The following is an 11923-nucleotide window of genomic DNA, read 5'->3' on the forward strand; positions in this document are numbered from 1 at the left end:
CGCAGACATGAAAAAACCGCTCCGAAGCGCGGTTTTTTCATTGCCGTGAAGATCAGTGCGATACAGCGCCCGATGCCCCCAGGCCGGTCTGCGAACGCACGAACTGCGGGAAGAACAGCGCACGCTCGTCTTCAGCAGCCTTGGACTTGTCGGTGATCGAGAAGAACCAGATACCCACGAAGGCGATCAGCATCGAGAACAACGCCGGATACTCGTATGGGTAGATCGGCTTCTCGTGGCCGAGGATCTGTACCCAGATGGTCGGGCCGAGGATCATCAGCGTGACCGCACTGACCAGGCCCAGCCAGCCGCCGATCATGGCGCCACGGGTGGTCAGCTTCTTCCAGTACATCGAGAGCAGCAGTACCGGGAAGTTGCAGCTGGCGGCGATGGAGAATGCCAGGCCGACCATGAAGGCGATGTTCTGCTTCTCGAACAGGATGCCCAGGCCGATCGCCAGCACGCCCAGGGCGACAGTGGTGATCTTCGACACGCGGATCTCGTCCTTGTCGTTGGCCTTGCCCTTGCGCCATACGCTGGCGTACAGGTCGTGGGATACCGCCGAGGCACCGGCGAGGGTGAGGCCGGCGACCACCGCCAGGATGGTGGCGAAAGCCACTGCCGAGATGAAGCCGAGGAACACGCTGCCACCCACGGCATTGGCCAGGTGCACCGCTGCCATGTTGTTGCCACCCAGCAGGGCGCCGGCGGCATCCTTGAAGTCCGGGTTGGTGCTGACCAGCAGGATGGCGCCAAAGCCGATGATGAAGGTCAGGATGTAGAAGTAGCCGATGAAACCGGTGGCATACAGCACGCTCTTGCGCGCTTCCTTGGCGTCACCGACGGTGAAGAAGCGCATCAGGATATGCGGCAGGCCGGCGGTACCGAACATCAGTGCCAGGCCAAGCGAGAAGGCCGAGATCGGGTCCTTGACCAGGCCACCCGGGCTCATGATCGCTTCGCCCTTGGCGTGCACCTTGATCGCTTCGGAGAACAGCGTGTTGAAGTCGAAGCCCACGTGCTTCATCACCATCAACGCCATGAAGCTGGCCCCGGACAGCAGCATCACCGCCTTGATGATCTGTACCCAGGTGGTGGCCAGCATGCCGCCGAACAGTACGTACAGGCACATCAGGATACCGACCAGGATCACCGCTACGTGGTAGTCCAGGCCGAACAGCAGCTCGATCAGCTTGCCGGCACCGACCATCTGCGCGATCAGGTAGAACGCTACCACGACCAGCGAACCGGAGGCCGACAGGGTGCGGATCTCCTTCTGCCCGAGGCGGTACGAGGCCACGTCGGCAAAGGTGTACTTGCCCAGGTTGCGCAGGCGTTCGGCGATCAGGAAGAGGATGATCGGCCAGCCGACCAGGAAGCCGATCGAGTAGATCAGGCCATCGTAGCCCGAAGTGAACACCAGCGCGGAAATGCCCAGGAACGAGGCCGCCGACATGTAGTCACCGGCAATTGCCAGGCCATTCTGGAAACCTGTGATCTTGCCGCCTGCGGCGTAGTAGTCGGAAGCCGACTTGTTACGCTTGGAAGCCCAGTAGGTAATGCCGAGGGTAAAGGCGACGAAGGCCACGAACATGGCAATGGCGGACACGTTCAGCGGTTGTTTCTGCACCTCGCCGGTCAGGGCATCGGCGGCCCACACGGCGGGTGCGAAGGCGCCGCAGGCCAGTACGGCCATGGTTTTGGCATGTCGAATCATTGTTGCGCCTCCTTCAGGATGGCCTTGTTCAGCTCATCGAACTCGCCATTGGCGCGGCGCACGTAGATGGCGGTGAGCACGAATGCCGAGACGATCAGGCCGACGCCCAGGGGAATGCCCCAGGTAATCGAGGAGTCCGGGCTGAGCTTGGTACCCAGGATCTGCGGACCGTAGGCGATCAGGAGGATGAAGGCGCAGTACAGGCCGAGCATGATCGCCGAGAGAATCCAGGCGAACCGTTCGCGCTTGGTGACCAGCTCCTTGAAACGGGGACTGTTTTGTATCGAGAGGTAAATGCTGTCGTTCATTGTTTTTGTCCTAGCAGCACAGATAGGGGGCGGAACCCACGACCCCTACTTTATGCGGCTGTCGGACGCCAACCAGACGACCTTAGTCTTAGATGAAACGGTGTTTTACCAAATCGGTAAAAAAAAACGGGGCCGCTATGCGGCCCCGGGATTCCGGCATTTACTTGCCGGTCCACTCCTTCACCCGATCAGGGTGCTTGGCCACCCAGTCCTTGGCCGCCGCTTCAGGCTTGGCCCCTTCCTGGATCGCCAGCATCACCTCACCGATCTCGTCCTTCGATTGCCAGCTGAACTTCTTCAGGAACTCCGCCACTTCCGGCGCCTTGGACGCCAGCTCCTTGCTGCCGATGCTGTTCACGGTTTCAGCAGCGCCATACACGCCTTTGGGGTCTTCGAGGAACTTCAGCTTCCACTTGGCGAACATCCAGTGCGGTACCCAGCCGGTCACCGCGATCGACTGCTGCTTGTTATAGGCACGGCCCAGTTCTGCCGTCATCGCCGCACCGGAGCTGGCCTGCAGCTTGTAGCCGGTCAGGTCGTAGTCCTTGATGGCCTGCTCGGTTTTCAGCATCACGCCGGAGCCGGCGTCGATGCCGACGATCTTCTGCTTGAAGGTGTCGTCGGTCTTGAGGTCGGCGATGCTCACCGCCTTGACGTACTCGGGGACGATCAGGCCGATCTTGGCGTCCTTGAAGTTCGGGCCGTAATCGACCACGTTGTCCTTGTTCTTGGCCCAGTATTCACCATGGGTCACCGGCAACCAGGCCGACAACATGGCATCAAGCTTGCCGGTGGCCACGCCCTGCCACATGATCCCGGTGGCCACAGCCTGCAGCTTCACGTCATAGCCGAGCTTCTGCTTGATCACTTCGGCGGCCACGTTGGTGGTTGCCACGCTGTCGGCCCAACCATCCACGTAACCAATGCTTACTTCTTTTGCCATTGCCTGTGCAGCGCTCATGGCCATCACCAGGGCGGTGCCCACACCCAGGAAACGTCGCATTTTTCTCAAAGCAGCCATCAAAGCATCCCCTCGTCAGGTCTAGGAGATTGCATCATCTTCCTGCAACACAAGGCGACCTGCTCCAACTGCGACCTGTACCTGCCCCATATGCGACAGCACTATGCCATTAGCGCCATCACCCAGCGCCGAACTGCGCGATCCTTGCATGCCAAAGGTTTGGCGCCGGGCTACTATCTACCCTTTTGCGCCTGACGATGGACCGCCCGATGCCCCGTTCTGCCCACCTGCTGCCGTTGTACCTGCTTGCCTGCCTGCTTGCCCTGGCCGCGCTGGGAGGGCTCTGGTACGGGCTCGGCAAGCCGGTGCAACTGCCCGACGCCGCCAGCCCGACGCACAAGCTGCAATGCGCCTCGTACACACCGTTCGACAAGGATCAGTCGCCCTACGACCGCCCGTTCCGCCTGCGCCCGGCACGCATGGACGCCGACCTGGCGTTGCTCGCCGAGCGATTCCAGTGCATCCGCACCTATTCCCAGACCGGTCTTGAGGCAATTCCGGCACTGGCCCGCAAACATGGGCTGAAGGTGATGCTGGGCGCCTGGGTCAACGCCCACCCGGCCGACACCGAGAAGGAAATCGAGCTGCTGATCGCCGCCGCCAACGCCAACCCCGACGTGGTCAGCGCGGTGATCGTCGGCAACGAGACGCTGCTGCGCAAAGAGGTAACCGGCGCCCAGCTGGCCAGACTGATCGCCCGGGTGAAAAGCCAGGTGCAGGTACCGGTGACCTACGCCGATGTCTGGGAGTTCTGGCTGCAGCACCCGCAAGTGGCGCCGGCAGTGGACTTCCTGACCATCCACCTGCTGCCGTACTGGGAAGATGACCCGCGCGGCATCGATCAGGCCCTGGCCCACGTCGCCGATGTGCGTCGGCTGTTCGGCACGCGCTTCGCGCCCAAGGACATCGTCATCGGTGAAACCGGCTGGCCCAGCGAAGGCCGTCAGCGCGAGACGGCGGTGCCGAGCCGGGTCAACGAGGCGCGTTTCATTCGCGGCTTCGTCGCCATGGCGCAGAGCAATGGTTGGTCCTACAACCTGATCGAGGCGTTCGACCAGCCTTGGAAACGCGCCAACGAGGGGGCGGTCGGCGGCTACTGGGGGCTTTACGATGCCGAGCGGCAGGACAAGGGCGTGCTCGAAGGGCCGGTGAGCAACTTGCCGCAGTGGCCGCAGTGGTGGCTGGCCAGCGCCTTGCTGGCGGCAGTCATGCTGATGTTCGCCGGGCGCCCCGCCACCCCGAGCGCAGCCCTGCTGCTACCGCTACTGGCGGCATTGGGCGCAGCTTGCCTGGGGCTTTGGGGCGAGCTGATGCGCACCCATGCACGGTTTGCCGGGGAATGGCTGTGGGCGCTGTTGCTGGCGGGGCTGAACCTGCTGGTAATGGCCCATGTCATGCTGGCGCTGGCACGGCGTGCGGGCTGGCGCGAGCGGCTGTGCGCCTGGCTGCAGGCACGCGCGGGCTGGCTGTTGCTGGCAGCTGGCTTTGCCGCCGCGGTGAGCCAGCTGGCAATGGTGTTCGATCCACGCTATCGCAGCTTCCCCAGCGCAGCGCTGGCCTTGCCGGCGCTGGTGTTCGCGCTATGGCCGGTACCGGCGCGGCGTGCGGAAGTGGCGTTGCTGGCGTTCATCGTGGGTGCCGGGGTGGCGCCGCAGTTGTTCGTGGAAGGGCTGGAGAACCAGCAGGCCTGGCTGTGGGCGCTGGTCAGTCTACTGATGACGGCAGCGTTGTGGCGGAGCTTGCGCATTACTCGCAAGGCCGCTCCTACAGGGGCCGTGTAGCCCCAGCGTCTCGCACCAACCGCAACCCCGCCAGTACCAGCGCAAACGTTGCAATGCTGGCGGTATACAGCACCAGCGCCGGCACCGCGAAGACCAGCCCCAGCAGTGCCAGCCACCAGCCACGACGGCCGCCGATGACCTGCGCCAGCAGCGCCAGCCCCAAACCGCTCCAGGCCATTACCTGGTAGTGAATGCCCAGCCCCAGCAACGACCGCACTTCACATTGCCAGTACGCGGCCGGCAACGTGCACAGCTCCACCCACCGGCCATCCTCCATCAGCCCGTAGCGCACGCCATAGCTGGCCGCGAGCCACAGCCCCAGGCACAGCACCAGCACGGCAGCCGGCAGCGATCGAGACATCCCGTTCTCCAATAGTGGTAATCGAAAGCATCCATGATCGCTGATGCCTGGTTGTAAGGCAAAATCACCACCCTGCAGCTATGTTGCAGATAACAAGTACACAAAAGGCCACCACGCTTGGCAACTTTGCCCGGCCCGCTGTGGTCCTAGCCTGCACACTGCTCGACCTTGCGTTCTTTTGGGGGATTACATGCTTCGATCTTTGCGCCTCGCTGCCTTGCTCGGCGGCCTGCTCATGGCTGTGGCCGCTTCGGCGCGAGATATCGACGCCGCGAGCTATGGCTACCCCTTGACCAACCCGTTCGAGGCCACCATCGCCACAACGCCGCCGGACCAGCGCCCCACCCTGCCCGGTGATGACGAAATCAACCAGTCCGACTACAGCCTCAACTTGCGCCCGGAGCGTGAGTTCAGCCTGCCCGACAACTTCTGGGCCGTGAAAAAGCTCAAGTACCGCCTGGCCCGTCAGGACCGCCAGGCTCCGTTGATCTTCATCATCGCCGGCACGGGCGCTCCCTACAGCAGCAGCATCAACGAATACCTGAAGAAGCTGTTCTACCAGGCCGGCTTCCATGTGGTGCAGCTGTCGTCACCTACCAGCTACGACTTCATGAGCGCTGCCTCACGCTTCGCCACCCCCGGCGTCAGCCAGGAAGATGCCGAAGACCTGTACCGGGTGATGCAGGCGGTGCGTGCCCAGCACCCGCGCCTGCCGGTCAGTGACTTCTATCTTACCGGCTACAGCCTGGGTGCACTGGATGCGGCATTTGTCAGCCACCTGGACGAAACCCGCCGCAGCTTCAATTTCAAGCGCGTGCTGCTGTTGAACCCGCCGGTCAACCTGTACACCTCGATCAACAACCTCGACAAGCTGGTGCAAACCCAGGTCAAGGGGATCGACCGCAGTACCACGTTCTACGAGTTGATGCTGGCCAAGCTGACCCGCTACTTTCAGGAAAAGGGCTACATCGACCTCAATGAAGCCCTGCTTTACGACTTCCAGCAGTCGCGCCAGCACCTGTCCAACGAACAGATGGCCATGCTGATCGGTACGTCGTTCCGCTTCTCCGCAGCCGACATCGCCTTCACCTCGGACCTGATCAACCGCCGCGGCCTGATCATTCCGCCGAAGTTCCCGATCACCGAGGGCAGCAGCCTCACGCCGTTCTTCAAGCGCGCCCTGCAGTGCGACTTCGACTGCTACATGACCGAGCAGGTCATCCCCATGTGGCGCGCCCGCACCGATGGCAACAGCATCCTCCAGCTGGTCAACCAGGTCAGCCTGTATGCCTTGGAAGACTACCTGCGCGGCAGCGACAAGATCGCCGTGATGCACAACGCCGACGACGTCATCCTCGGCCCGGGCGACATTGGTTTCCTGCGCAAGGTATTCGGCGACCGCCTGACCCTTTACCCCCACGGCGGCCATTGCGGCAACCTCAATTACCGCGTCAACAGTGACGCCATGCTGGAGTTCTTCCGTGGTTAACAAACTCCTCTTCGCCACTGCCCTGTTCGCCGCCGGCCATGCCCTGGCTGCCGAAACCGCCCCGCGTGCCAGCGTGATCGAGGCCGACCCGCAGGTCACCACCGCGCCGCTGACGCCGGAGTCCGACGGCTTCCTCGACCCGTTGCGCGAGTTGAAATTCAACCCGGGGCTGGACCAGCGCGAATTCGAACGTTCGACCCTGGAAGCGCTGAACGTGTACGACCCGCTGGAGTCGATCAACCGCCGTATCTACCACTTCAACTACCGCCTCGACCAATGGGTGCTGCTGCCGCTGGTCAGCGGTTACCAGTACGTCACACCGCGCTTCGTGCGCACTGGCGTGAGCAACTTCTTCAACAACCTGGGCGATGTGCCGAACCTGTTCAACAGCGTGTTGCAGCTCAAGGCCAAGCGCTCGGCGGAGATCACTGCGCGGCTGATGTTCAACACCATCATTGGTGTAGGTGGGCTATGGGATCCGGCGACCAGGATGGGCCTGCCGCGCCAGAGCGAGGACTTTGGCCAGACCCTGGGCTTCTATGGGGTGCCGGACGGCCCCTACCTCATGCTGCCGGTGCTGGGCCCGTCGAACCTGCGCGACACCACCGGGCTGGTGGTGGACTACGCCGGCGAGCAGGCAGTCAACTACCTGAACGTGGCCGAAGCCAGCAGCGACCATCCGGAAATCTTTGCCCTGCGCGTGGTGGACAAGCGCTACACCACCAACTTCCGCTACGGCCAGCTCAACTCGCCGTTCGAGTATGAAAAGGTGCGCTATGTGTATACCCAGGCACGCAAGCTGCAGATAGCCGAGTAAGCAGGCCTGGCCTCTTCGCGGGTAAACCCGCTCCCACAGGGAGCGCACAATACCTGAGGGGCGTGCAGTCGCTAGGGGAGCGGGTTTACCGCGAAGAGGCCGGCACAGGCAACATCAAATCCCCAGAAACTGGCAAAGCTCCCGCTTCTTGGCCAAGGCATCCCTGCGCCCCAGTTCGATCAGCTCAGTGCAATAGCTGGCCTCGAACAGCAGGTAGCTCAACACCCCTGCGCCACTCGTCCGCGTAGCCCCCGGCCCGCGCAGGAACAGGCGCAACGCCGCCGGCAACTCGCGCCGGTGGCGTGCGGCGATCTCGTCCAGCGGCTGGCTGGGAGCGACCACCAGCACGTCGATGGGCGCCAGCCCCAGGCGCCGGGCATCGAGGTGCGCCGGCAACAGGCGGCTCAGGTGGTTGAGGCGCTGCAGCAGTTCGATGTCGTCTTCCAGGCTGTCAATGAATGTGCTGTTGAGCATGTGCCCGCCGATCTGCGCCAGGCTCGGCTGCTGCCCACTGAACACACGCTGGGTCGGCAACGGCGGCGCTGGCCGCTGCGGGTTGCCACTGACCCCGACCACCAGGACGCGGCTGGCGCCCAGATGCAGGGCCGGGCTGATCGGCGCCGACTGGCGTACCGCGCCGTCACCGTAATACTCATCACCAAGCTGCACCGGGGCGAACAGCAGCGGGATGGCGGCGCTGGCCAGCAGGTGGTCGATGGTCAACGCCGTGGGCATGCCGATACGGCGGTGGCGCAACCAGGCCTCGATGGTACCGCGGCCCTGGTAGAAGGTGACTGCCTGGCCGGACTCATAGCCGAACGCCGTCACCGCGACGGCCCGCAATTGTTCGGAAGCCAGGGAATGGGCGATCCCGTCCAGGTTCAGATGCGCCTGCAGCAGGCTGCGCAATGGGCTGCTGTCGAGCAACGCCACCGGCGCTGGGCCGCCCAGGCCCAGCAGGTTGTGGCCAACGAAGCGACTGGCCTGACGGACCACGCCCGGCCAGTCGCTGCGGATGACCAGGTGGCTGCGAAAGTTCTGCCAGAACGCCGTAAGCTTCTGCACGGTGTCCTGGAAGTGCGTGGCGCCACTGGCCAGGGTCACGGCGTTGATGGCCCCGGCCGAGGTGCCGACGATAACCGGGAACGGGTTGGACGCCTCCGTGGGCAACAGCTCGGCGATGCCGGCCAGCACACCGACCTGATAGGCGGCACGGGCGCCGCCGCCAGAAAGGATGAGACCGGTTACCGGTGGTGGGGCCATAGGGTCCTTCCTGAATCAGCTGTTTTCAGGCCCGGCCTCTTCGCGGGGGGGCCGGCGAAGAGAGTGGGCCTGGCGCAAAATCAGCGCTTCTTCTTGTCATAGAGCCGCGGCGCCCCTTCGGGTCGCGACTTGAAGCGCCGATGCGCCCACAGGTACTGCTCGGGGCATTCGCGCAACACGCACTCGACCCACTGGTTGATACGCAGGCAGTCGGCTTCTTCGCTGGCACCGGGGAAGTCCGCCAACGGCGGGTGTATCACCAGACGATAGCCGCTGCCATCCTCCAGGCGCTTCTGGGTGAACGGGATTACCTGCGCCTTGCCCAGCCGGGCGAATTTGGTAGTGGCCGTCACTGTTGCAGCCGGAATGCCGAACAACGGCACGAAGATACTCTGCTTGGCGCCGTAGTCCTGGTCCGGTGCGTACCATATCGCCCGGCCCGAACGCAGCAACTTGAGCATGCCGCGCACATCTTCGCGCTCTACGGCCAGCGAATCGAGGTTATGCCGCTCGCGGCCGCTGCGCTGGATGTAATCGAACAACGGGTTGCCATGCTCGCGGTACATGCCGTCGATGGTGTGCTGCTGGCCCAGCAGCGCGGCACCGATTTCCAGGGTGGTGAAGTGCACCGCCATGAGAATGGCGCCCTGCCCCGCCTGCTGCGCGGCCTGCAGGTGCTCCAGCCCCTCGACATGGGCGAGGCGCGCCAGCCGCGCCTTCGGCCACCACCAGCTCATGGCCATTTCGAAGAAGGCGATGCCGGTGGAGGCGAAGTTGGCCTTGAGCAGACGCTGCCGCTCGTCGACCGACAGCTCCGGGAAGCACAGTTCCAGGTTGCGCGCGGCAATGCGCCGCCGTTCACCGGCAAAGCGGTACATCACCGCCCCCAGCGCGGCACCGACCTTCAACAGGACCCGGTACGGCAGCTGGACCACCAGCCACAGCAGGCCCAGGCCCAGCCACAGGCCCCAGAAACGTGGATGAAGGAAATAGGGACGAAAACGCGGACGTTCCATTGAAGCTTCCGGAAAGACAAAGGCCGCGCATTCTACAACGGATCAGCGCATGTTGCGGGCAACCGGTCTTATCGTTATAAGTCAGGGCACTTTTTTCGCAACAAGCCGTCTATGCAGACCATGAGCCCAAACCACACACCCGACTCCGCCTCCGCGTTCCAGCTCAAGGGCAGCATGCTTGCCATCACCGTGCTGGAACTGGCGCGCAATGACCTCGAGGCCCTTGACCGCCAGCTGGCGGCCAAAGTCGCACAGGCACCGAACTTCTTCAGCAACACACCGCTGGTGCTGGCGCTGGACAAGCTGCCGGCCGACGTGGGCGCCATCGACCTGCCCGGCTTGATGCGGATCTGCCGTCACCACGGCCTGCGCACCTTGGCCATCCGCGCCAACCGTATCGAGGACATTGCCGCTGCCATAGCCATCGACCTGCCGGTGCTGCCGCCGTCGGGTGCCCGCGAACGGCCGCTGGAGCCCGAGCCCGAGGTGAAGAAGCCCGAGCCGGCCCCGGTGCCGCCGCCGATCCTCGAGCCCGAGGTGCGCCCGACCCGCATCATCACCGCGCCGGTGCGTGGCGGCCAGCAGATCTACGCCCAGGGTGGCGACCTGGTGGTGACCGCTTCGGTCAGCCCGGGGGCGGAACTTCTGGCCGATGGCAACATCCATGTGTACGGCGCCATGCGCGGCCGCGCCCTGGCCGGCATCAAGGGCAATACCAAGGCGCGAATCTTCTGTCAGCAGATGACCGCCGAAATGGTCTCCATCGCCGGCCAGTACAAGGTTTGCGAAGACCTGCGCCGCGACCCGCTTTGGGGTTCGGGCGTGCAAGTCAGCCTGTCCGGTGACGTGTTGAACATCACCCGTCTTTAACGGATACTTGCCGTCATTTTTAGAGCAACTTTTTCATCTGTTGCCATTTTTTGCATTTTGCAGGGACAACTGTCCCGCCTTATTTAGGGGTGAAACACCTTGGCCAAGATTCTCGTCGTTACTTCCGGCAAGGGGGGTGTGGGCAAGACCACCACCAGCGCCGCCATCGGCACCGGCCTCGCACTGCGTGGCCACAAGACAGTCATCGTCGACTTCGACGTGGGCCTGCGTAACCTCGACCTGATCATGGGCTGCGAACGCCGCGTGGTGTACGACTTCGTCAACGTGGTCAATGGCGAAGCCAACCTGCAACAGGCCCTGATCAAGGACAAGCGCCTGGAAAACCTGTACGTGCTGGCCGCCAGCCAGACCCGTGACAAGGACGCGCTGACCCAGGAAGGCGTGGAAAAGGTCCTGATGGAACTGAAGAAAGACTTCGAGTTCGTCATCTGCGACTCGCCGGCCGGTATCGAGAAAGGCGCGCACCTGGCCATGTACTTCGCCGACGAAGCCATCGTGGTGACCAACCCCGAGGTGTCCTCGGTACGCGACTCCGACCGCATGCTGGGCATCCTGTCGAGCAAGTCGCGCCGCTCCGAGAATGGCGAAGAGCCGATCAAGGAACACCTGCTGATCACCCGCTACCACCCGGAGCGCGTGGAAAAAGGCGAGATGCTGAGCATCGCCGACGTCGAAGAGATCCTGGCGATCAAGCTCAAGGGCGTGATCCCGGAATCCCAGGCCGTGCTGAAGGCTTCCAACCAGGGTATCCCGGTCATTCTCGACGACCAGAGCGATGCCGGCCAGGCCTATAGCGATACCGTCGACCGTCTGCTGGGCAAAGAGAAGCCACTGCGGTTCATCGAAGTGCCGAAGCAAGGATTCTTCGCGCGCCTGTTTGGAGGCAAGTAAACCATGAACCTTTTTGACTTCTTTCGTGGCAGACAGAAACAGACCAGCGCGTCGGTAGCGAAAGAGCGTCTACAGATCATCGTGGCGCACGAGCGCGGCCAACGCAGTGAGCCGGACTACCTGCCAGCGCTGCAGAAAGAACTGCTGGAGGTGATCCGCAAGTATGTGAACATCGGCAACGATGACGTGCATATCGAACTGGAAAACCAGGGCAGCTGCTCGATTCTGGAGCTGAACATTACCTTGCCCGATCGCTGATCTGGCTGAAAGCTGGGGCTGTTTTGCAGCCCGTTCGCGGCACAAGGCCGCTCCTGCAGGCGTTATGCATTGCCCCTGTAGGAGCGGCCTTGTGCCGCGAATGGGCCGCA

At 63.2% G+C, this 11923-nt stretch carries 12 protein-coding genes; 6 read left to right on the top strand and 6 right to left on the bottom strand.

Annotated features, from left to right (window positions below; all coding sequences use genetic code 11):
• Positions 1-52 precede the first annotated feature (52 nt).
• The 3 genes from ACVWZT_RS02235 to ACVWZT_RS02245 form a co-directional block, all read right to left on the bottom strand.
• Positions 53-1717 (bottom strand): cation acetate symporter, encoded by a 1665-nt coding sequence (locus ACVWZT_RS02235; protein WP_457467962.1) that lies wholly within the window; start codon positions 1715-1717, stop codon positions 53-55.
• Positions 1714-2025 carry a DUF485 domain-containing protein gene (locus tag ACVWZT_RS02240; protein ID WP_170028782.1) on the bottom strand — a complete coding sequence of 104 codons (312 nt, stop codon included), beginning with the start codon at positions 2023-2025 and terminating at the stop codon, positions 1714-1716. Before ACVWZT_RS02240 ends, ACVWZT_RS02235 begins: the two co-directional genes overlap by 4 nt.
• A 160-nt stretch (positions 2026-2185) precedes the next feature.
• Positions 2186-3046: a glycine betaine ABC transporter substrate-binding protein gene (locus tag ACVWZT_RS02245; protein ID WP_296235197.1), complete on the bottom strand. Its 861-nt coding sequence runs from the start codon at positions 3044-3046 to the stop codon at positions 2186-2188.
• Between the two features lie 197 nt (positions 3047-3243).
• On the opposite strand from ACVWZT_RS02245, the gene ACVWZT_RS02250 reads away from it, so the two are divergent.
• The gene (locus tag ACVWZT_RS02250) at positions 3244-4827 is read left to right on the top strand and encodes a glycoside hydrolase family 17 protein (protein WP_457467964.1); all 1584 of its coding nucleotides are present in this window, start codon (positions 3244-3246) and stop codon (positions 4825-4827) included.
• On the opposite strand, the gene ACVWZT_RS02255 is transcribed toward ACVWZT_RS02250, so the two are convergent.
• Positions 4811-5188 carry a hypothetical protein gene (locus tag ACVWZT_RS02255; protein WP_457467966.1) on the bottom strand — a complete coding sequence of 126 codons (378 nt, stop codon included), beginning with the start codon at positions 5186-5188 and terminating at the stop codon, positions 4811-4813. The genes ACVWZT_RS02250 and ACVWZT_RS02255 overlap by 17 nt on opposite strands.
• Positions 5189-5378: 190 nt before the next feature.
• On the opposite strand from ACVWZT_RS02255, the gene ACVWZT_RS02260 reads away from it, so the two are divergent.
• Positions 5379-6677 (top strand): alpha/beta fold hydrolase family protein, encoded by a 1299-nt coding sequence (locus ACVWZT_RS02260; RefSeq protein WP_296235200.1) that lies wholly within the window; start codon positions 5379-5381, stop codon positions 6675-6677.
• Positions 6670-7494 (top strand): MlaA family lipoprotein, encoded by an 825-nt coding sequence (locus tag ACVWZT_RS02265; RefSeq protein ID WP_296235201.1) that lies wholly within the window; start codon positions 6670-6672, stop codon positions 7492-7494. The genes ACVWZT_RS02260 and ACVWZT_RS02265 overlap by 8 nt, the downstream gene beginning before the upstream one ends.
• A 114-nt stretch (positions 7495-7608) precedes the next feature.
• On the opposite strand, the gene ACVWZT_RS02270 is transcribed toward ACVWZT_RS02265, so the two are convergent.
• Positions 7609-8757 carry a patatin-like phospholipase family protein gene (locus ACVWZT_RS02270; protein ID WP_457467968.1) on the bottom strand — a complete coding sequence of 383 codons (1149 nt, stop codon included), beginning with the start codon at positions 8755-8757 and terminating at the stop codon, positions 7609-7611.
• A gap of 80 nt (positions 8758-8837) precedes the next feature.
• Positions 8838-9773 carry a lipid A biosynthesis lauroyl acyltransferase gene (locus ACVWZT_RS02275; RefSeq protein ID WP_296235203.1) on the bottom strand — a complete coding sequence of 312 codons (936 nt, stop codon included), beginning with the start codon at positions 9771-9773 and terminating at the stop codon, positions 8838-8840.
• Between the two features lie 111 nt (positions 9774-9884).
• Between ACVWZT_RS02275 and minC the strand changes: the two genes are divergently transcribed.
• The 3 genes from minC (at position 9885) to minE (ending at position 11813) form a co-directional block, all read left to right on the top strand.
• A complete protein-coding gene (gene minC, locus ACVWZT_RS02280; RefSeq protein ID WP_296235204.1) occupies positions 9885-10643 on the top strand; it encodes a septum site-determining protein MinC in 759 nt (252 codons plus the stop codon).
• A gap of 99 nt (positions 10644-10742) precedes the next feature.
• On the top strand, positions 10743-11555 hold the full coding sequence (gene minD, locus ACVWZT_RS02285) for a septum site-determining protein MinD (protein WP_019097102.1): 813 nt from the start codon (positions 10743-10745) through the stop codon (positions 11553-11555).
• Positions 11556-11558: 3 nt separating this feature from the next.
• On the top strand, positions 11559-11813 hold the full coding sequence (gene minE / locus ACVWZT_RS02290) for a cell division topological specificity factor MinE (protein WP_003252572.1): 255 nt from the start codon (positions 11559-11561) through the stop codon (positions 11811-11813).
• Positions 11814-11923: the final 110 nt, after the last annotated feature.

Source organism: Pseudomonas sp. TE21394 (assembly GCF_054057835.1).